Raw genomic sequence first — 19121 nt, forward strand, 5'->3', positions numbered from 1 at the left:
GTCACAGGCAGGGGGTGACGATCGTTCCCTTCTTCTCCTTGAGGGCATCGCGCACGCTGAGGAGCGAATAGCGCTCCGACTTGTCCAGGCTCGGGTACTCGATCGTGAACTCCGCAAGCCGGCTCGCCGAGAGCGCCTGGGCCAGATTCTGCAGCATGAGGCGGTCACCGCGCGCCGCGACCGGGCCGTAGCCGTCGGTCACGGAGAACGGAAAGCTCTTGCCGTCGATCACGACCTGGACGTCGAGGGGTTTCCCTTTGGACGCGGTGTCGGCGATGCCTTCCAGAATGATCCCTGAGCGACGCTCGTCGGTGCCGGAGCCGCAGAAGACGATGAAGTTGCCGCCGGCCTTGTTGCGGATGCTGGCTTCGACACTCCCCTGCCCGGTTCCGACGACCCAGCGATAGTCGACGGCCGCAGCGGGCGTCGCCGCCAGGCTCGCGAGCACGACAACAGCGCATCTGAACACCATTCGATCGGACTCCCGTTCTCTTCGTCCCGACCCTAGCTCGACCTTCCAGGGTCTGCGACAGGTCGAACGCTCGCCAGCGCCAGCAATCCATCGCAATCCAGATGCGTTTCGAGGTGGTCCGCGAACGCGTCGAGCACGGTCTCGATGCCGGCTTCGTAGGACGCGCCGGCGGACACGGCGCCGATCCGCGTCAGCCATGCCGCCCGCTGGGCATCGTCGGAAAACAATCCGTGGACGTAAGTGCCGAACACCCGGCCGTCGGCGGAAACGGCCCCATCGGCCCGGCCATCGGCGAAGCGCAGCAGCGGGCGGGCAGCATCCGGCCCGTCCGTATCACCGACATGCATCTCGTAGCCGCTGAACGGCACCCCGTCCGGCTCGCTGGTGCCGGTGACGGCGACGAGGCGTTTGGCTGCCGTCATCACGGTCTCGATGTCGAGGAGCCCGAGACCCGCGATCGTTCGCGGTTCGCCCTCGATGCCGTCCGGATCGGCGATGCGGCTGCCCAGCATCTGGAAGCCGCCGCAGAGACCGAGCACGCGGCCGCCCCGGCGGACATGCGCACGGATGTCGATGTCCCAGCCCTGCGCCTGCACGAACAGGAAATCGTCGATCGTCGTCTTCGAGCCTGGCAGCAGCACGAGGTCGGCTCCGGCTGGGATCGGTTCGCCCGGGCGCACCCAGACCACTTCGACGCGCGGCTCCTGCCGGAGCGGATCGAGATCGTCGAAATTCGCGATATGCGGCAGCATGGGTACCGCAACGACGGCGCCTTGCCCTATCCGTGCAATCGGCGGCGCGAGCGCCATCGCGTCCTCGGCCGGTAAACGCCCCGCGGCGTGGAAATGCGGCACCAGCCCGAACGGCGTCCAGCCGGTGGCCGTCGCGATCATCGCCATGCCGTCCGCAAACAGCGTCGGGTCGCCGCGAAACCGGTTGACGATGAAGCCGCGGATCATGGCGGCATCGTCGGGCTCGAGCACGGCCCGTGTGCCGACCAGACTGGCGATGACGCCACCGCGGTCGATGTCGCCGACGAGCACCACCGGCGTGCCCGTCGCGCGCGCAAAGCCCATATTGGCGATGTCGCCCCGGCGCAGGTTGATCTCGGCGGGCGAGCCGGCCCCCTCGACGAGCACGATGTCGGCCTCGCCCTCGAGATGCTCGAAGCTCTCGATCACCGAGGCGAGCAGGCGCGGCTTCCAGCTCTGATACTCCCGTGCCTTGGCGGTGCCGACCATCCGCCCCTGCACGATCACCTGCGCGCCGACATCGCTCTGTGGCTTCAGCAGCACCGGATTCATGTGAACGGAGGGCGGGACCCGCGCGGCCCGCGCCTGCAGTGCCTGCGCCCGGCCGATCTCGCCGCCGTCTGCGGTCACGGCCGCGTTGTTCGACATGTTCTGAGGCTTGAATGGCCGGACCCGCAGGCCTCGACGGGTAAACACACGCGCCAGCCCGGCGACGATCAGCGACTTGCCGACGTCGGAACCCGTGCCTTGGATCATGAGGGCACGCGTCATAGGGCCTCTGTGTGAAAGCGAAGACTTCGCGTGAGCCCCCTGCTCTCCTGTGCTCGGGAGGACAGAAGGCCGTTCGGGGGCGCTCCCCTTATCATCCGGGAGCCGAATGACCCATCGGCGTTTCCCTCAGAACTCGATCCCCTCCTGCGCCTTCACGCCTGCCGAGAAGTGGTGTTTCACGCTCCCCATCTCGGTAACGAGGTCGGCGGCCTCGATCAGCGCCGGCTTGGCGTTGCGGCCGGTCACGACGACGTGGAGATCCGGCCGGCGGGCGCGGAAGGCGGCGACGACCGTCCCCAGGTCGAGGTAGTCGTAGCGTAGCGCGATGTTGAGTTCGTCGAGGATGACGAGCCGGATGCTCGTATCGGCCATCAGGCGCTGTGCCTCGGCCCAGGCATGCTCGGCGGCGGCGATATCGCGGGCCTTGTCCTGGGTCTCCCAAGTGAAACCCTCGCCAAGGGTGTGCCAGTCGATCTGGTCGCCGAACGCCTTGATCGCGTGCTTCTCGCCGGTGTCCCACGCGCCTTTGATGAACTGCACCACGCCCACGCGCCAGCCGCGGCCGAGGGCCCGCAGCATCAGGCCCCAAGCCGCCGTCGACTTACCCTTGCCGGGACCGGTATGGACGATGAGCAGACCCTTCTCGATGGTCTTTTCCGCGACCTCGGCGTCCTGCACAGCCTTGCGTTTCCCCATCTTTTCGCGATGGCGGGCTTCGTCGTCGCTCATGCGGAGGCTCCAGGATTCTCGGGAGAGGGTTTGACGGTCAGCGGCAGGCCCGCGACCATGAAGACGACGCGGTCGGCCTGGTGCGCCAGCCGTTGGTGCAGCCGCCCGGCCTCGTCGCGGAAGCGGCGGCCGAGGGCATTGTCCGGCACGATGCCGAGGCCGACTTCGTTCCCGACAAGCACCAGCGGACCGCGCGCGGCAGCGCACGCGTCGAGGAGCCCGTCGACGGCGGCCGGCAGGTCGGCTTCGGCGAGCATCACGTTGGTCAGCCAGAGCGTCAGGCAGTCGACGAGCACCGGGCCATGCGCGGCGGCGACAGCCTGAGCCAGGGCCAGCGGCACGTCCTGCGTGCTCCAGCCTTCAGGCCGCCGCTCGCGATGAAGGGCGATCCGCGCGCGCATCTCGTCGTCCCAGGCCTGTGCCGTGGCGAGATAGAGCCACGGGCCGGGGACGGCCTCGATCAACGCTTCCGCGTAGCGACTCTTGCCGGAACGGGCGCCGCCAAGCACCAGAGTCATGCGAGGGGCGGTTGCAGTCATCCGCCTCCCTTGCCGTGCGCGGACCCGAAGGTCAAAGCGGATCGTTCGTGGTGCGCGAGCTCACTGCGCGGCGCTGTTGCGCCTCACCGAGACGCGGTTCGGCACCTGATCCGGCTCCGGCCGCCAGAGTGGGACGAGGACGCGCAGCCAGGCGCGGGTCTCCTCTCCGCCAAGGTTGCGCTGGGCGATGTCGCGGGTGACGAACGTCTGGATGGTGAATTTGTCGAACGCATAGCCGACGAGGCCGCCTACCGCGACCTGTCCGACATGCCGGTAGCCCAACCGGCCGGTCGGCAGATCGGTCGAGCCGAATGCGACGGCACCGGCCTGCCATTTGCCGAAGCGCTTGGTCGCGGTCAGGTCGAGGTTCATGTAGTCGGAATAGAACACGCCGGTCGGCGAGATGTCGTCAAGCATCGTGCCGTAATGGAGGTTGGCCGTCAGGTTCCAGCCATCGCCGACGTAGCTGATCGCGAAGCGTTGGGCGATCGAGGCCGATCGGAGGGCGAAGAGCGTATCGCTCGGCCAGAAGCCGCCAAGGAAGTAGCTGACGCCGAGATTGTCGCCGATCTTCCAGGCGACTTGGGCCGTCGTCAACGGCTGCGCGAGACCCGCCTGCCATGGCCCCTCCTGCGGGCTGACAGCGTTGAACGGAAACGATTGGATGAACCGCAGCTGCCCTCCCAGCACGGTCCAGGGTGTCGCCCAGAGAAAGACGGCCAGGTTGTTGTTGCCCTGGTTGTCCCGCGGCAGCGTCCCGCGCTCGGCAAAACTCGATGTCACGTTCATCTGGACGCCGGTCGGAACCTGCCAGCCCGTCGGCAGGCCGACGGTGATGCCCGGCAGCGCGGCGGACCGCGCCAGGGCTGCGGAGGGCAGGAGCGCAGCACACAAAGCGGCGGCACGGAGAAGATTTATATCGACCCGCCGCTTCGCAACAGCCTCTTGCTCTATGAAAGCTTGCTTAGCCAAATTCATTCCTGTTACGCTGGAGGCTGGGAGCGCACAGAATCTGAAATTTCGAGCGCATGTACTTTTTTAATTGATGATATGTTAAGTGTAAATTTTGTATATTCGTCACATATCTTCTGTTTTACGAACGACGGCCAACCCTGCGGGGACGAAATCCCGACATGAAACGTGCGCGCCCAGTGGTGCCGCGCCCTCGCCACCCGCGCTCTTTCGGCGGGCGGCGCGCGGGAACGGCCCTGGGGATCGTTGTGCGCGCGCCCGCGAGCGGTTATGGAGAGGCGGACGGTGCCCTGGAGACGGGGTGAAAAGGGAATGCGGTGAGAGGTTCGCCTCGAACCCGCGGCTGCCCCCGCAACTGTGAGCGGCGAGTTTCTGCCAGAATCCACTGGACTTGAGCATTTCCAGACGGAGTGAACCCCGGTTCGTCGTCCGAGAATGCGGCAAGGCAAGTCCGGGAAGGCGGCAGGCGCATCGACCCGCGAGCCAGGAGACCTGCCGTCCCCCGTTTTCTCGATGCCGCCGGCGGGGCGGCCGGAGTGTTTGCAAGATGTCCACGACCACCGCTTCCACCCAGACCTCTGCCTCCGCCAGCGAGAGCACCCGCGCGATCGTGATCGCAGTCCTGCTAGGTCTCGGTCTCGTGTTCATGACGGGCTTCGCCCCGGCCATGGCCCTGCACAACGCCGCGCACGATTTCCGGCACACGCAGAACTTCCCCTGTCACTGACGGAACCGGAAGGCTGCCCGGTCCCGCTGGATCGGTGCGCGCAGCTCCCCTCTCGTTCTGACGCGCACCCCTGCGCAGAAGCGGCATCCGCTTCGGCGCGGAGCGCACTCATGCCGGACAGCCCATCATGATCATCCGATTGCTGTCGGCGGCCTTGGTCGCCGGCTTTCTTGCGGCCGTCGTCGCGACGGGCCTGCAATTCGCCCTGACCTCGCCGCTGATCCTCAAGGCGGAAGTCTACGAGGAGCAGGCCGGCAAGCAGGCATCGTTGTCGTCGCCTTTCGCCCGCCTCATCATGCCGGCTCACGGCGACGCGCACGGCCACGGCGATCCTGGCGCTGCGCAAGAGTGGGAGCCGAGTCCCGGGCTCGAGCGCATGGCCTATACCGGTCTTGCAACCCTCGTCGGTGGAGTCGGCTACGCGCTGCTGCTTGGTGCGGTCATGCTGGCACTGAAGCGAGAGCCTTCCCCCGAGACCGGACTTGCCCTCGGTATCGCCGGATTTCTCACGGTGGCGCTCGCGCCGGCGATAGGCCTGCCGCCGGAATTACCCGGCATGGCTTCCGCGGCGCTCGGCGTGCGTCAGGCCTGGTGGCTGATGACCGTCGTGGCCACCGGCCTCGGTCTCTATCTCATCGCGGTGCGGCGCGTGCCGCTCACGATCGCCGGCGGTATCGTGCTCATCGTGGCTCCGCATCTGGCCGGTGCGCCGCTCGTCGTCGATACGGATTCGAAGTTGCCGGCAGCCTACGCCGCGCAGTTCGCGGCGCGCTCCCTCGGCGTCAGCCTGATTTTCTGGGCGGTGATCGGGTTGGCCTATGGCTGGGCCTGGCGGCTGTTCGGCGAGGCGGCTTCGTCCGGGAACCGCTCGCATGCCTGACCAGTCCGGCCTCAGCGAGGCGGTCCTCTACGTCTGCACGACTTGCCGTGCATCGGGCGATGCCTCCACGCGAACCGCCGGCGCACGGCTGCTCACGGCGCTTCGAGATCAGGCAGCCGATATGGCCCCGGAACTTCGGGTCGAGGGCATCCCATGCCTCTCGGTTTGCAAGCGGCCTTGTACGGTCGCCGTCGCCTCGCCCGGCCGCTGGACCTACGTCTACGGCGACCTCGATGCCGACGCCTCGGCCGCCACGATCCTCGCCGGCATCGGCCTCTATGCCGGCACCGAGGACGGCATCGTGCCCTGGCGCGAGCGGCCGGAGGCCTTCCGCAAGGGCGTCGTCGCCCGCATCCCGCCGCTCGCGAGCGCGCAACCCGACACGGACGCATCATGAGCATCGTCGAAAAGATTCCCTGCACCATCATCACCGGCTTCCTCGGAGCCGGAAAAACGACGCTCGTGCGCCACGTGATGGAGCGCTCGGCCGGCCGGCGGCTCGCCATCATCGTCAACGAATTCGGCGATCTCGGCTTCGACGGCTCGTTCCTCGCCTCTTGCGGAATCGAGGGATGCAACGAGGATTCGGTGGTGGAGCTGCCGAACGGCTGCATCTGCTGCACGGTCGCCGACGATTTCGTGCCGGCGCTGAACACCCTGCTCGACCGGGCCGACCCGCCCGAGCACATCCTGATCGAGACCTCGGGCCTCGCGCTGCCGAAACCCCTGGTGCAGGCCTTCCAGTGGCCGGCGATCCGCTCGCGCGTCACCGTCGACGGCGTGATCGCGGTGGTCGATGCGCCGGCCGTGGCCGCCGGGTTCTTCGCCGAGGATCCGACCGCGCTCGCCAACCAGCGCGCCGCCGATCAGGCCGTGGACCACGACAACCCGCTCGAGGAGGTGTTCGAGGACCAGATCCTCTGCGCCGATCTCGTCGTCATGAACAAGGCCGACCTGATCGACGCGGCCGCCCGCGACAAGGTCCGCGCGGAAATCCTCGAACACCTGCCCCGTGCCGTAAAGATCGTCGAGACCGAGCACGGCCGCATCGATCCGCGCGTGCTCCTCGGCATGCAGGCTGCCGCCGAGGACGACCTCGACGCCCGCCCCTCGCATCACGGCGAGGGTGAGGACCATGACCACGACGACTTCGAGTCCGTGGCCATGGCTATCGCCGACACGAAGACCGCCGAAGATCTCGCCGCCCGCGTCGCCAAGGCGGCCGAGATTCCCGGCGTGCTCCGCATCAAGGGTTTCGCAGACGTCACCGGCAAGCCGATGCGCCTTGTCGTCCAGGGCGTCGGCCGCCGCATCGCCCATCACTACGACCGCCCGTGGAAGCCGAGCGAGCAGCGAGATGGCAAGCTGGTGGTGATCGGGCTGAAAGGGTTTGACCAGGCAGCCGTCGCGGCGGCCCTGGCGGGATGATATAGAGGCCTATGCACCTCCTGCGTGTCGACACGGTCTCGCTCGACGAGGGCGAAGCGGCGATCGATCTCGGGCAGAGCCCGGGCGAGATCGTCGTGTTGTCCTTCACCGACAGCGACCTCGCCTCGATCGCGGACGCCTATGCCGCCGAGCCCGCACTGCCGACCCTGCGGCTCGCCAAGCTCGCGAAGCTGCGCCACCCGATGTCGGTGGACCTTTACGTCGATGCCGTGATCGCACAGGCGAAGGTTTGCCTGATCCGCTGCCTCGGCGGGCTCGACTACTGGCGCTACGGCATCGAGCGCGCTGCCGCCGCGGCCCGTGCCCATGGTGTCAAGCTCGCGGTGCTTCCGGGCGACGACCGGCCGGATTTGCGGCTCGACGCGTTCTCGACCGTGCCGTTGGACGTCTCCGAAACCCTCGATGCGTATTTTCGCGCCGGTGGCATCGCCAACCTGCGCAACCTCCTCCGCCGCCTCGCGGCAGAAGCCGGCAAACCTGTTTCGTACGATCCGCCGCAGGCGCTCCCGCGCGGCTTCCCCTGGTGCCCCGGGTGCGGACCTTTCCCTGTCGAGACAGCTCTGGCTTCCGCCGGACCGGGGCCGACGGCGATGCTGCTGGTCTACCGTTCGGCCGTGCTCTCCGGCGAGACCGGACCTGCCGTCGCGATCATCGCCGCGCTGAGGGAGCGCGGCATCGGTTGCGTGACGGTTGCGGTTTCGAGCCTCAAGGATCCGGACGTCGTGCCCGCATTGCGCGCCGTCATCGCGGCGCGACGGCCGGACATCGTCATCGCAGCCACCGCCTTTTCAGCGCGCGAGGATGCCGGCTTCGTCCTCGACGCGGCCGATTGCCCGGTGCTGCAGGCCTACACCGTCGGTGCCTCGCGTGAGGCCTGGATGGCGTCTGCTCGCGGCATGAACGCGGCCGACCTCGCCATGCAGGTCGCCCTGCCGGAATTCGACGGACGTCTCTCGGGCTTTCCGGTCTCGTTCAAGGAGGAAGCCGACGCCGTCGACGGCTATGCCGGCCGCCGCGCTGTGGCCGATCTTGCCGGCATCGCCGCGCTGGCAGACCGCGCGGCCGCTTGGATCGGTCTCGCCCGCACGCCGCGCTCGGAACGGCGGATCGCGCTGGTGATGTCGGACTATCCGGCGCGCGGCGGCCGGGCCGGCTATGCGGTCGGGCTCGACACGCCGGAGAGTGCGCGGGCGATCGCGATGGATCTCGCTGAGGCGGGGTATGCGGCTGCAACGCTTCCGGACGAACATGCGCTGATGCGGGCGCTGACCGGGGGCGAGGCGCCGTTTTCGGTGTCGCTCGATGCCTATAGGACCTGGCTCGAGAGCCTGCCGGTCGATTCGCGGGAGGAGCTGACCGCGCGATGGGGCGAGCCGGAGGACGATCCGGTTTGTCGCGGGGGCGCTTTCCGATTTCGGACGATCGGCGCCGATCCCCGCTCCGCTCGCAATAACGGTCGTGGCGGCACGCTTGCACTCTTCCTCCAGCCCAATCGCGGTCGGGCAGCCGATCGCAAGACCGGCTATCACGACCCCGACGAGCCGCCGACTCACGCCTACCTCGCGTTCTATCTGGCCTTGCGCACCCGCTTCGACACCCTCGTCCATCTCGGCACGCACGGCACCACCGAGTGGCTGCCCGGCAAGGCAGTGGCGCTCTCGCCCGGCTGCTGGCCGGCGCGGGCGGTCGGCGCGCTGCCGGTGGTCTATCCCTTCATCGTCGACGATCCCGGCGAAGCCGCGCCGGCGAAACGCCGCCTCGGTGCCATCACCCTTGGGCACCTGACGCCGAGCGTCGAGGCGTCGGGCCTCACGCCGGAGGCAGCGGCGTTGCGCGAGCTGGTCGAAGAATACTCGTCGGCCAGCGTGCTCGATCCGCGCCGCGCCGCCCTGATCGCCGCCGCGATCCTCGACGAGGCCACCGCCGCGGGGCTGCTCGAAGGCGCCGGGGTCGGTGCGAATACGCCGATGGCCGATGCGCTGACCGCGCTCGACGCGCATCTCTGCGATCTGGGCGAGACGCCGATCCGCGACGGCCTCCATGTTTTTGGCCGTGCCGGCGCGGATGCCGCAGCGGCGATGCAGGGCTGCGCCGAAGCCGAGCGCGCCGGGCTGTTGGCGGCCCTCGATGGACGCTTCGTACCGCCCGGCCCCGCCGGCTCACCCTCGCGTGGCCGTAGTGACGTCATGCCGACGGGGCGCAACCTCACCACCCTCGACCCCCGCAGCCTGCCGACACGGTCCGCGACCATGCTCGGTGCCAAGGCCGCCGACGCCGTCGTGCGCCGCTACCTGCAGGACGAGGGCGAGTATCCGGCCAGGATCGTCATGGACCTCTGGGCCTCGCCAACGCTCCGCACCGGCGGCGAGGACGTCGCCCACGCCCTCTCGCTGATGGGCGTGCGCCCGCTCTGGGACAACGCCTCGACCCGCGTCACCGGGTTCGAGGTGTTGCCGCTCGCCGTGCTCGACCGACCGCGCATCGACGTGACCTGCCGTGTCTCCGGTGCGTTTCGCGATACCTTTCCGGACACGCTGGCACTCATCGACCGCGCCGCTCGCGCCGTCGCCGAACGCGACGAGGACGATTGTGAAAACCCTCTGGCCGCATCCCGGCGCCGGGGTGAGTCGGCTGCCCGCGTCTACGGTTCGGCCCCCGGCCGCTACGGAGCGGGCGCCGCCGAGACCGCGCTCGACGGCACTTGGGCGGAGCGAAAGGATCTCGGGAAAGCCTATCTCGACGCTACCACGCACGCTTTCGGCGGTAGCGCCGAAACCGGAGACGACGGCTTTGCCGAGCGCGTCGCCCAGGCCGACGCCTATGTCCACGCCTTCGACGTGGCCGAGCGTGATCTCCTCGACGGCGATGCCGCGGCCGACGCCATGGGCGGATTTTTTGCGGTCGCCGCCGGCCGCGAAACGGCCCCGCCAGCGCTCTACAGCCTGGACGTGTCCGATCCCGAAAAGCCCCGCACGCGCACGGCCCGCGAAGATGTCGACCGGCTGGTCCGCGGGCGGCTCGCGCATCCGCGCTGGATCGACGGCCAGCTTCGCCACGGCTGGCGCGGCGCGCAGGAGCTGGCGCAGGGGATCGACGCGGTCTTCGTGCTCGCGGCCACGACCGATGCCGTCTCGAGCCCCGACCTCGACCGGCTGCACGCCGCCTGGATCGGCGATCTCGACGTGTTCGAGCGCCTGCGGGCCGCCAACCCCGACGCCACCCGCGCGATCCTCGACCGTTTCGACGAACTCCGGGAGCGCGGCCTCTGGCAGAGCCGCCGCAACGCCGCGCCCACCGAAATCCTCATGCAGGAAGCCGCGGAGTGAGCGGGGAGCGCCGTCGCCGCCCCGACGATCCGGCGCGACGCGGCTGGTGCCCGAGCCTGGCGCGGCCGATGCCCACCGGCGATGGGCTTTTGGCGAGGGTGCATCCACCGTTGGGCGTTCTCAGCGCCGCGCAGTTGCGCGCCGTCGCCGAGGCGTCGCGACGCTACGGCAACGGCCATGTCGACATCACGGCCCGCGGAAATCTGCAGATCCGCGGCGTGAGCGAGGGGACGGCTCCACCGCTTGCCGCGTGGCTCGCAGATTTCGGCCTCGCGGACGTCCGCTCGGATGGCGGGCCGCAGCGGCTGACGCTCGCGAGCGCGCTCGCCGGGTTCGATGCGGACGAGGCTATCGACGTATTGGCTCTGGCGCGGGCCATCGAAGACGTTGGGCTCACGGTGCCGGGCCTGCCTGCGAAGACGCTGGTGGCGATCGATGGCGGTGGCCGCTGGGGGCTCGGCGCGGCTGAGGCGGACGTTTTTCTGAGTGCGACCGGAGCAGCGCGGGTCGCGATCGGATTGGCGTCCGAGACAGGGACCGATTGGTGCGCTGAGATTGCCATCGACGACGCACCGGCAGCTGTCGGCCGCGTGCTGAATGCCTTCGTCGCCACCGGACGGCGGCGCGTGCGCGATTTGGGTGACTCCGAGCGCGTGCAGCTCCTCACCGCTCACGCTGAACCCTCGCGCGCATCCCCCTCTCCCCTCTGCGGGAGAGGGTGGACCCTGCGTCAGCAGGGGTCGGGAGAGGGGAGCGACGGTGCCGAAGCGTGCGGAGCCGACCTCTCTCCCGCCCTCTCCGATGGCACCCTCCCCCGCCGGGGGGGCAGATTTTTTGCCGGCGCGCCCGAACCGGGCCTGATCGCTCTGTCCTCCGGCCTGACGGCCATCATCGTCGAGGCCCCCTTCGGACGTTGCACCGCCGACAACCTCAATGCCGTCGCGGCCCTTCAGGCCGGTGAGGCATCATCAAGCGACGTCGAAACCCACCCCCGTCATTCCGGGGCCGCGCAGCGGAACCCGGAACCCACGACTGGGCACTGCGTCTCGGGTGGGTTCCGGGTTCTCGCTCGCAGCGAGCCCCGAAATGACGGGGGTGAATCCGAAGATCATCACGCCGGACTCGGCGCAGCCCCGGCCAGCCAGGACGCCATTCGCCTCACTCCCAACCGCGGCCTCGTCCTCTTCGTCCGCGAAGATCAGGCCGAACCCACCCGCGCCGCCCTCGCCGCCGCCGGCATCATCACCGAGTCCGCAGACCCCCGCCGCGCCGTCGCCGCCTGCCCCGGCGCCCCTGCCTGCGCGTCCGGCACCACACCGGTGCCCCGGCATGCCGGCGAGCTTGCAACCGCCTTCGCCCCTTTCGCCGCGCGCGGCCTCTTCGCCCACGTCTCCGGCTGCGCCAAGGGATGCGCACATCCGCGCAAGGCCGGCCTCACGCTGGTGGCCGAAGGCGGACGCTATCGCGTCGTCCTCGATGGCGCGCCCGGGGATGGCGGGCACGCGCCGAGCCTGACTTTCGAGGCGGCTCTGGACCGCGTAAGGAGGGCCGATCCGGCGCAGTCCTTAGCCGGGGCGTTTGGGCCATGAGTTCCAGGATTTCGAGTACGATGCGGCCCCGCCACGAGTATATCCGCGACGGCAGCGCGATCTATGCGCGCTCGTTCGCCATGATCCGCGCGGAGGCCGACCTAGCCCGGTTCGCGGGCATTGCCGAGCGCGTCGTGGTGCGCATGATCCACGCCTGCGGCATGACCGACCTGCCGAGGGATGTGGAGATGTCCGAAACCTTCGCAGAGGCCGGCGCACGGGCGCTCGCCAACGGCGCACCGATCCTGTGCGACGTCCGCATGGTCGCCGACGGCGTCACCCGCAGCCGGCTTCCAGTCAAGAACCAGGTGATCTGCACCCTCGGCGATCCGAGCGTGCCGGATCTCGCCGTCCAGCTCGACACCACCCGTTCCGCCGCCGCGATGGAATTGTGGCGCGAGCATCTGCCGGGCAGCGTCGTCGCCGTGGGCAACGCGCCGACCGCGCTGTTCCGCCTGCTCGAACTCCTCGACGAGGGCGTCGGGCCGCCGGCGGCCGTCATCGGCATTCCCGTCGGATTCGTCGGCGCTGCAGAGTCGAAGGAGGCGCTCGCCCGCGACGGCCGGGTTCCGTTCGTCGTGGTGCATGGCCGCCGCGGGGGCAGCGCCATGACGGCGGCGGCCGTCAACGCGCTGGCCTGCGAGGTCGAGTGATGGAGGCCAACGCGCGCATCGACGCCATAGGGCTCGACGCCGACGACGCGCCCCGCGCCGTCGCGACCGGCACGCTCTACGGCGTCGGCATGGGGCCGGGAGATCCGGAGCTTTTGACGCTGAAGGCCCTGCGGGTGCTGGAGCGTGCACCGGTGCTGGTCCATTTCTGCAAGAAGGGCCGGCGCGGCAATTCCCGCACGATCGCCGACGCCGTCGTGCAGGACGCCGCCCGCGAGTTTCCGCTGATCTACCCCTACACCACCGAGATCGCGCCCGATCACGCCGATTACGTCACGGCGCTCGCCGCCTTCTACGACGACGCGGCCGCGCGGCTCGCCGACCATCTCGGCGCCGGGCGCGACGTGGCGATCCTGTCCGAGGGTGACCCGTTCTTCTACGGCTCGTTCATGCACCTGTGGCGGCGGCTGAAAGGCCGCTTCCCGATCGAGGTGATCCCCGGCGTAACCGGCATGTCCGGCTGCTGGACGCGGGCCGGAACGCCGATCACCTGGGGCGACGACGTGCTCACGGTGCTGCCGGCGACCTTGCCGGCGGACAAGCTCGTCGCCCGTCTCGCCGAGGCCGACGCCGCCGTGATCATGAAGCTCGGCCGCCATCTGCCGAAGGTGCGTGCGGCGCTCTCGACGACGGGGCTTCTCGCCCGTGCGGTCTATGTCGAGCGGGGCACGATGGCCGGCGAAAGCATCCAGCCACTCGCCGAGAAGAGCGACGACAAGGCGCCGTACTTCTCCATGGTGCTGGTTCCGGGAGAGGGCCGTCGGCCGTGAGCCGGGGCTCCGTCACCGTCATCGGACTCGGCCCCGGAGACCCGCGTCTGCTGACCGTCGCGGCGAGCGAGGCCCTGGCGCAGGCCGATGATCTGATCGGGTATTTTCCCTATGTCGCCCGCGTGCCGGAGCGGCCCGGACTCGTGCGCCACGCCACCGACAACCGTGTCGAGGTGGACCGTGCGCGCCACGCGCTCGAACTGGCAGCCTCGGGCCGGCGTGTCGCCGTCGTCTCGGGCGGCGATCCCGGCGTCTTCGCCATGGCGGCGGCGGTGTTCGAGGCGGTGGAGCAGGGCGAGCTCGAGTGGCGCGACCTCGACATCGTCGTCGAGCCCGGCATCACCGCAATGCTAGCGGCGGCAGCTCGGCTCGGGGCTCCGCTCGGCGGCGATTTCTGCGCGCTCTCGCTGTCGGACAACCTCAAGCCGTGGGACGTGATCACGGCCCGCCTGGAGGCGGTGTTTCGGGCGGATTTCGTGGTCGCGCTCTACAATCCGATCTCGTCGGCACGTCCGTGGCAGCTCGGCCGGGCGCTCGGTCTCGCGGCCGAGTTCCGCGCGGGTACCGTGCCGGTCATCTTCGCCCGTGCGGTCTCGCGGCCGGACGAGGCGATCTGCGTCCTGACCTTGGATGCCGCGCGCGAGGCGACCGCCGACATGGCGACGATCGTGATCATCGGCGCCTCGGGAACGCGGATGATCGAGCGCGCCTCGGGACAGCCGTTCGTCTACACGCCGCGTAGCGTACCGCGCTGATCGCACACGGTCGACGCGTGTTTCCGCTTCGACTTTCGCCGCAAATCATCACGAGCGCAGCGAAGCGATGACAAACAGCGCTGCGTTTCCCCATTCGCCAAAGCCGGGCCGCCGTGCTAGGCGCGCCCCCTTGAGAGTGGTTGAGGCGGGCATCGCCCCAAACGAGCGCCCGGAACGGAATGGCCGAAAACAACGAGTTCTTTCGCGAGGTCGCAGAGGACTATCGCCGGGATCAGATCGCGGCGATCTGGAAGCGCTATAGCGGCTTGATCATCGCCGTCGCGGTACTGATCGCAGCCGGCGTCGGCGGCTGGCGCTACTGGCAGCACGACCAGCTGGTGCGTGCCGAGACCGCCTCCGAGCAGTTCGACAAGGCCGCCAAGCTCGCCGCCGCCGGCAGCGGTCCCGAGGCCGACAAGGCCTTCGAAGCCTTGAGCCGGGACGGCACCGCCGGCTACCGAATCCTGGCCCGCTTCCGCGCCGCCGCCGACCTGTCGAAGCGCGACGCCGCAGCCTCGGCCGCCGAGTACGACAAGCTTGCCGCCGACACGGCGCTCGGCGACGGCCTGCGCGATCTGGCACGTCTTCGCGCGAGCCTGATCCGCCTCGATTTGGCCGATCCGGCGCCTGCGCTGACGAGCCTGCAGGGCCTCGCCGCGCCGACCGGCGCCTTCCGTCATACCGCCCGCGAGATGCTCGGCCTCGCCGAGCTGAAGCGCGGCGACTACACCGCCGCCGGCCGCTGGTTCGACCAGATCGCCGGCGATGCCGAGACCCCGCAGGGCCTGCGCCAGCGGGTCGAGGTCTACGAGGCGCTGGTATCCGGCGGCCCGGTCACCGTGACGGAGGCCAAGCCCGACGCCGCGGCGCCCCCGCCGATGACCCGCTGACGCACGGCATGGCTCAAGCCGTCGCTTTCTGACATACGCAGCAGCAGACGTATCCTCCCCGTGTCATTCCGGGGCCGCGCAGCGGAACCCGGAACCCACGATCGAGCGCGACGCCCAGCGTCGTTGCACGGCTGGGTTCCGGGTTCTCGCCGTTGGCGAGCCCCGGAATGACGGCGGATTTTTCGACATCGTCAGGAAAGACCTGACGCAGAACCAGAAGACTGAAACCACCATGGAATTGCCGACAGTCGCGATCGTCGGCCGCCCGAACGTCGGCAAGTCGACCCTGTTCAACCGGCTGGTCGGCCGCAAGCTTGCCCTCGTCGACGATCGCCCCGGCGTAACCCGCGACCGCCGCGAGGGCGACGTCGCCTTCGGCGGTCTCAAGTTCCGCGTCATCGACACCGCCGGTCTCGAGGATGCCGCGGCCGACTCGCTGACCGGCCGCATGCGCCTGCAGACCGAGGCGGCGATCGTCGAGTCCGATGTCGTGCTGTTCGTGATCGATGCCCGCGCCGGCATTCTACCGGCCGACCGGCCCTTCGCCGAGATGGTGCGCCGCTCGGGCTGCCCCGTCATCCTCATCGCCAACAAGGCCGAGGGCCGGGATGGGCTGACCGGTGCCTACGACGCCTTCTCCCTCGGCCTCGGCGATCCGATCCCATTCTCGGCCGAGCACGGCGAAGGCGTCGGCGAACTCCACAGCGCCCTGCAGGAGGTGCTGCCGGATCTCGACGACGACGACGACGAGGACGGCCCCGGCGGCAAGGCGTTGCGCGTCGCCATCGTCGGACGTCCCAACGCCGGCAAGTCGACCCTGATCAACCGCATGGTCGGCGAGGAGCGCCTGCTGGTCGGCCCCGAGGCCGGCATCACCCGCGATTCCATCTCGCTCGATTGGGAATGGCGCGGGCAGCGGATCAAACTGCACGACACCGCTGGCATGCGCCGCCGCGCCCGCATCGACGACAAGCTCGAAAAGCTCGCGGTCTCGGACGGCATCCGCGCCGTGCGCTTCGCCGAGGTGGTGGTGATCCTGCTCGACGCGACCATCCCGTTCGAGAAGCAGGACCTCACCATCGTCGACCTCGTCGAGAGCGAGGGCCGGGCCCTGGTGATCGGCCTCAACAAGTGGGACCTCGTCGCCGACCAGCCGGGCCTGCTGAAAGAGCTGAGAGCCGACTGCACGCGCCTGCTGCCGCAGGTCCGCGGCGTCGCCGTCGTGCCGCTCTCCGGGCTTGCCGGCGAAGGTCTCGACAAGCTGATGCAGGCGGTGACGTCGGCGGCCGAAGTCTGGAGCCGTCGCATCTCGACCTCGAAGATCAACGACTGGCTCAGCAGTGCCACCGGGCGCAATCCGCCCCCGGCAGTCTCGGGCCGGCGCATCAAGATCCGCTACGCCACCCAGGTGAAGGCCCGGCCGCCGCATTTCGCGCTGTTCGGCAACCAGCTCGACGCCCTGCCGAAATCCTACACGCGCTATCTCGTCAACGAGATCCGCGAGGCCTTCGAGCTGCCCGGCACGCCGATCCGGCTGAGCTTGCGGACGACGAAAAATCCGTTCGACAAGGGTTGACCGGCCGAAGTGCATTCCGGCCGGCCGAGGCTTCGGCTCAGGCGTAGGCGACCGGGGTGCCGGCACCGGCATTGGGGACCGGATCGGGACCGAACTGGTTCGGACCGATGGTGCCACGCAGAAAGCCGGTCTCGATGAAATACCAGAGGCCGCCGATGAACGGCACGAACATGATCAGCAGCCAGATCCCCGGCTTGCCGCGGTCGTGATACCGCTTGATGCCGAGGCAGATGCCGGCCCAGAGGGGAACGATGAACAGGCCCAGGTTGATCAGGATGAACGGGACCGCGGCAGCGCCGTCCACCGAGTAGTTGCCGGCCTCGTCGGCCTGATTGGGAACCAGCTGGGCAATACCCAGGTTCGCCGCGAGCCCGACGACCAGGATGGCCAGCGTCAGCAAGATGGTGGCCTTCCAGAACTGGCCGCGGCCAATCCGGCCTTCGGCCGAAAACAGAAGTTTCTTCATGATAGCCCCGAAGCACGCGTTGCGTCCGGCCTTCGCCTGGACGGAGGTCGGGCCGTTCTTCGTTGCTAAGGTTCGGTGCACCCGATCTCAACGGCCAAGCTGGCGTTTGGGACGTTGGGACAAGAGATCGGCATCGGCCGGCCGATCGGGCTGTGGATGAAAACGGATTACGCGCCCTGCGTCGTCTCCGCGAGCCAGTCCACGACGGCGTCGAGAGCTTGCCGGTTGCTGGTCTCCACACCGCGCGCTGATTCGAACGTAGCGATCTGGCGGTCGGCGCTGGTGCCGTCCCGCAAGATGCGGTGCGCGCCCTCTACCGTGTCGCGGCAGCCGAGCGCCTCGGCATCGTCGGCGATGAGCGACAGCACCGTATCGAGCATGTCGGCGAAGGCGAACGCCTGCTCCGAGGCCTCGTCGATCAGCTCGGCCTCGATGCCGCTGCGCTGCGCCCGCCACAGGTTCTCCTGCGCCAGCGCCCGCGAGACGCCGGTGAGGCCCGCATTGAGATCCGGCCTCCGCTCGACGCAGCGCACGAGGCAGCGGAAAAGCGCGGCTATGGTGAGGGCGTCGTCGAGCCGGGTACAGCTGTCGGCGATGCGCAGCTCCAGCGTCGGGAACTTGATCGACGGGCGAAGGGAATACCAGAGGAAGCTCGCATCCTGGATCGAGCCTGCATTGACCATGATGCGCACGTAGCGGGCATAGTCCTCCTCGGTGGCGATCAGGTCCGGCAGTCCGGTGCGCGGCAGCTCGCCGAAGGCGCTGAGGCGGTAGGCTGCGAGGCCCGTGGGCTTGCCTTGCCAGAACGGCGAGGAGGCCGAGAGGGCGAAGAGCAGCGGCTGGAACGGCAGCAGCCGATTCATCAGGCCGACGCGGTGTTCGGGATTCTCGACCTCGACATGAACGTGCATGCCGCAGATCAAGCTGCGCCGCCCGGCGAGGCCGACGTCCCGCAGGATGCCGCGATAGCGGTCACCCTTGGTCGGCAGCTGCCGTGCCCAGTCCGCCACCGGATGCGTCCCGGCAGCGAAGACCATGAGCCCGTGCTCGCGCCCGATCTCGCCGAGTTGCCGCCTCTGCCGGTGCAGGACGTCGTGGGCCGGGCCGAACTCGGTCGAGGGTGGCGTGCAGACCTCGACCTGGCACTGCAGCAGTTCGCGCCCGATCTCGGGCAGCCGCTCCGCCGCCTCGACATGGAACGGCTTCACCGAGCGCCTCGGCGTGCCGCGGGTCTCGGCATCGGCGAGGAAGTACTCCTCTTCGATGCCGAAGCGGTAGCTGTGGCCGGCCATCACACGCCCTCCCCTGGACGACCGGCTTCAGCCGGGCTCGGGGAACGTGCGCGGAGAAGGTTCGGTTCAGGAGCGTAGCGGACCGCCCACCATCCAGGCCGGATCGAACCAGCGGTCGGCCTCGCCGTCGTAGGGGAGACGGGTGACGTCCCAGTGCTGGATATACTTCGCGTAGACGTTCCAGACGGAGATACCGCCACCGACGAAGATGCGGCGGCCGGGGTAGCGCGCGAGCACATGCTCGGGGTCCTCGTGCGAGCGGATCACGTCGATGGTGCGGTCCTTAAAGGCGAATTCAGGTACCGAGCCGATGGTCTTGGGGCCAGCGATCAGGACGTGGCCCATGGTCAGCGCGAAGAATCGCGTCACGTCCTCGACGAAGAGCGGATCGGTGTTGCCCTCCCAAGGGAGCTGGCCGTTGAGGCCGAGCTGGCCCCGCTGGCCGATGGCGCAGATGCAGCGGACGTCGATCATGATGGGTCCTCAAAGGTTCGG

General features: G+C 69.0%; 19 protein-coding genes and 1 riboswitch. Of the genes, 11 read left to right on the forward strand and 8 right to left on the reverse strand.

Annotation, left to right across the window (positions count from 1 at the left end):
• Position 1: 1 nt before the first annotated feature.
• The 5 genes from MHA02_RS00185 to MHA02_RS00205 form a co-directional block, all read right to left on the reverse strand.
• Positions 2-472, reverse strand: coding sequence for a YfjT/YkfB family phage-associated protein (locus MHA02_RS00185; protein ID WP_147075954.1), 471 nt, complete (start codon positions 470-472; stop codon positions 2-4).
• 32 nt (positions 473-504) lie between these two features.
• The gene (locus MHA02_RS00190) at positions 505-1995 is read right to left on the reverse strand and encodes a cobyric acid synthase (protein WP_147075955.1); all 1491 of its coding nucleotides are present in this window, start codon (positions 1993-1995) and stop codon (positions 505-507) included.
• 126 nt (positions 1996-2121) lie between these two features.
• Positions 2122-2724: a cob(I)yrinic acid a,c-diamide adenosyltransferase gene (gene cobO, locus MHA02_RS00195; protein WP_147075956.1), complete on the reverse strand. Its 603-nt coding sequence runs from the start codon at positions 2722-2724 to the stop codon at positions 2122-2124.
• The gene (gene cobU, locus MHA02_RS00200) at positions 2721-3242 is read right to left on the reverse strand and encodes a bifunctional adenosylcobinamide kinase/adenosylcobinamide-phosphate guanylyltransferase (RefSeq protein WP_147076008.1); all 522 of its coding nucleotides are present in this window, start codon (positions 3240-3242) and stop codon (positions 2721-2723) included. The genes cobO and cobU overlap by 4 nt, the downstream gene beginning before the upstream one ends.
• 81 nt (positions 3243-3323) lie before the next feature.
• The gene (locus tag MHA02_RS00205; protein ID WP_147076009.1) at positions 3324-4109 is read right to left on the reverse strand and encodes a transporter; all 786 of its coding nucleotides are present in this window, start codon (positions 4107-4109) and stop codon (positions 3324-3326) included.
• Between the two features lie 392 nt (positions 4110-4501).
• Positions 4502-4749, forward strand: a riboswitch (cobalamin riboswitch).
• A 33-nt stretch (positions 4750-4782) separates the two neighbouring features.
• Here MHA02_RS00205 and MHA02_RS00210 point away from each other — a divergent pair.
• The 11 genes from MHA02_RS00210 (at position 4783) to der (ending at position 16868) form a co-directional block, all read left to right on the forward strand.
• Positions 4783-4962 (forward strand): CbtB domain-containing protein, encoded by a 180-nt coding sequence (locus tag MHA02_RS00210; protein WP_147075957.1) that lies wholly within the window; start codon positions 4783-4785, stop codon positions 4960-4962.
• A gap of 127 nt (positions 4963-5089) precedes the next feature.
• Positions 5090-5842, forward strand: coding sequence for a CbtA family protein (locus MHA02_RS00215; protein ID WP_147075958.1), 753 nt, complete (start codon positions 5090-5092; stop codon positions 5840-5842).
• A complete protein-coding gene (locus MHA02_RS00220) occupies positions 5835-6239 on the forward strand; it encodes a DUF1636 family protein (protein ID WP_147075959.1) in 405 nt (134 codons plus the stop codon). The genes MHA02_RS00215 and MHA02_RS00220 overlap by 8 nt, the downstream gene beginning before the upstream one ends.
• Complete coding sequence (gene cobW / locus MHA02_RS00225; protein ID WP_147075960.1) at positions 6236-7270, forward strand: cobalamin biosynthesis protein CobW; 1035 nt, start codon at positions 6236-6238, stop codon at positions 7268-7270. Before MHA02_RS00220 ends, cobW begins: the two co-directional genes overlap by 4 nt.
• Positions 7271-7281: 11 nt before the next feature.
• Positions 7282-10617, forward strand: coding sequence for a cobaltochelatase subunit CobN (gene cobN, locus MHA02_RS00230; protein ID WP_147075961.1), 3336 nt, complete (start codon positions 7282-7284; stop codon positions 10615-10617).
• Complete coding sequence (locus MHA02_RS00235; RefSeq protein WP_373318373.1) at positions 10614-12206, forward strand: ferredoxin-like domain-containing protein; 1593 nt, start codon at positions 10614-10616, stop codon at positions 12204-12206. The genes cobN and MHA02_RS00235 overlap by 4 nt, the downstream gene beginning before the upstream one ends.
• 20 nt (positions 12207-12226) lie before the next feature.
• A complete protein-coding gene (locus MHA02_RS00240) occupies positions 12227-12859 on the forward strand; it encodes a precorrin-8X methylmutase (RefSeq protein WP_147075962.1) in 633 nt (210 codons plus the stop codon).
• A complete protein-coding gene (locus tag MHA02_RS00245; protein ID WP_147075963.1) occupies positions 12859-13647 on the forward strand; it encodes a precorrin-2 C(20)-methyltransferase in 789 nt (262 codons plus the stop codon). Before MHA02_RS00240 ends, MHA02_RS00245 begins: the two co-directional genes overlap by 1 nt.
• The gene (gene cobJ / locus MHA02_RS00250; RefSeq protein WP_147075964.1) at positions 13644-14402 is read left to right on the forward strand and encodes a precorrin-3B C(17)-methyltransferase; all 759 of its coding nucleotides are present in this window, start codon (positions 13644-13646) and stop codon (positions 14400-14402) included. Before MHA02_RS00245 ends, cobJ begins: the two co-directional genes overlap by 4 nt.
• Positions 14403-14581: 179 nt before the next feature.
• Positions 14582-15292 carry a tetratricopeptide repeat protein gene (locus MHA02_RS00255; RefSeq protein ID WP_147075965.1) on the forward strand — a complete coding sequence of 237 codons (711 nt, stop codon included), beginning with the start codon at positions 14582-14584 and terminating at the stop codon, positions 15290-15292.
• A 232-nt stretch (positions 15293-15524) separates the two neighbouring features.
• Positions 15525-16868, forward strand: coding sequence for a ribosome biogenesis GTPase Der (gene der, locus MHA02_RS00260; protein ID WP_147075966.1), 1344 nt, complete (start codon positions 15525-15527; stop codon positions 16866-16868).
• A gap of 37 nt (positions 16869-16905) precedes the next feature.
• Here der and MHA02_RS00265 read toward each other — a convergent pair whose 3' ends face one another.
• The 3 genes from MHA02_RS00265 to MHA02_RS00275 all read right to left on the reverse strand — a co-directional run bounded on the left by MHA02_RS00265 (position 16906) and on the right by MHA02_RS00275 (position 19100).
• Positions 16906-17334, reverse strand: a complete 429-nt coding sequence (locus tag MHA02_RS00265; RefSeq protein WP_147075967.1) for a DUF805 domain-containing protein — start codon at positions 17332-17334, stop codon at positions 16906-16908.
• A 167-nt stretch (positions 17335-17501) separates the two neighbouring features.
• Complete coding sequence (locus MHA02_RS00270) at positions 17502-18626, reverse strand: carboxylate-amine ligase (protein WP_147075968.1); 1125 nt, start codon at positions 18624-18626, stop codon at positions 17502-17504.
• 66 nt (positions 18627-18692) lie between these two features.
• Positions 18693-19100, reverse strand: a complete 408-nt coding sequence (locus MHA02_RS00275) for a dihydrofolate reductase (RefSeq protein WP_147075969.1) — start codon at positions 19098-19100, stop codon at positions 18693-18695.
• Between the last annotated feature and the right edge of the window lie 21 nt (positions 19101-19121).

It is taken from the genome of Methylobacterium haplocladii (assembly GCF_007992175.1).
GTDB classification, from domain to species: Bacteria; Pseudomonadota; Alphaproteobacteria; order Rhizobiales; family Beijerinckiaceae; genus Methylobacterium; species Methylobacterium haplocladii.

Excerpts from the sequence above, each read along its gene's own strand:
- MHA02_RS00275 (WP_147075969.1), bottom strand. The coding sequence starts at position 19,100 with ATGATCGACGTCCGCTGCATCTGCGCCATCGGCCAGCGGGGCCAGCTC.
- MHA02_RS00215 (WP_147075958.1), top strand. The coding sequence starts at position 5,090 with ATGATCATCCGATTGCTGTCGGCGGCCTTGGTCGCCGGCTTTCTTGCG.
- MHA02_RS00265 (WP_147075967.1), bottom strand. The coding sequence starts at position 17,334 with ATGAAGAAACTTCTGTTTTCGGCCGAAGGCCGGATTGGCCGCGGCCAG.
- MHA02_RS00210 (WP_147075957.1), top strand. The coding sequence starts at position 4,783 with ATGTCCACGACCACCGCTTCCACCCAGACCTCTGCCTCCGCCAGCGAG.
- cobW (WP_147075960.1), top strand. The coding sequence starts at position 6,236 with ATGAGCATCGTCGAAAAGATTCCCTGCACCATCATCACCGGCTTCCTC.
- der (WP_147075966.1), top strand. The coding sequence starts at position 15,525 with ATGGAATTGCCGACAGTCGCGATCGTCGGCCGCCCGAACGTCGGCAAG.
- cobU (WP_147076008.1), bottom strand. The coding sequence starts at position 3,242 with ATGACTCTGGTGCTTGGCGGCGCCCGTTCCGGCAAGAGTCGCTACGCG.
- MHA02_RS00270 (WP_147075968.1), bottom strand. The coding sequence starts at position 18,626 with ATGGCCGGCCACAGCTACCGCTTCGGCATCGAAGAGGAGTACTTCCTC.
- MHA02_RS00185 (WP_147075954.1), bottom strand. The coding sequence starts at position 472 with ATGGTGTTCAGATGCGCTGTTGTCGTGCTCGCGAGCCTGGCGGCGACG.
- MHA02_RS00240 (WP_147075962.1), top strand. The coding sequence starts at position 12,227 with ATGCGGCCCCGCCACGAGTATATCCGCGACGGCAGCGCGATCTATGCG.
- MHA02_RS00190 (WP_147075955.1), bottom strand. The coding sequence starts at position 1,995 with ATGACGCGTGCCCTCATGATCCAAGGCACGGGTTCCGACGTCGGCAAG.
- MHA02_RS00245 (WP_147075963.1), top strand. The coding sequence starts at position 12,859 with ATGGAGGCCAACGCGCGCATCGACGCCATAGGGCTCGACGCCGACGAC.
- MHA02_RS00220 (WP_147075959.1), top strand. The coding sequence starts at position 5,835 with ATGCCTGACCAGTCCGGCCTCAGCGAGGCGGTCCTCTACGTCTGCACG.
- cobN (WP_147075961.1), top strand. The coding sequence starts at position 7,282 with ATGCACCTCCTGCGTGTCGACACGGTCTCGCTCGACGAGGGCGAAGCG.
- MHA02_RS00255 (WP_147075965.1), top strand. The coding sequence starts at position 14,582 with ATGGCCGAAAACAACGAGTTCTTTCGCGAGGTCGCAGAGGACTATCGC.
- cobO (WP_147075956.1), bottom strand. The coding sequence starts at position 2,724 with ATGAGCGACGACGAAGCCCGCCATCGCGAAAAGATGGGGAAACGCAAG.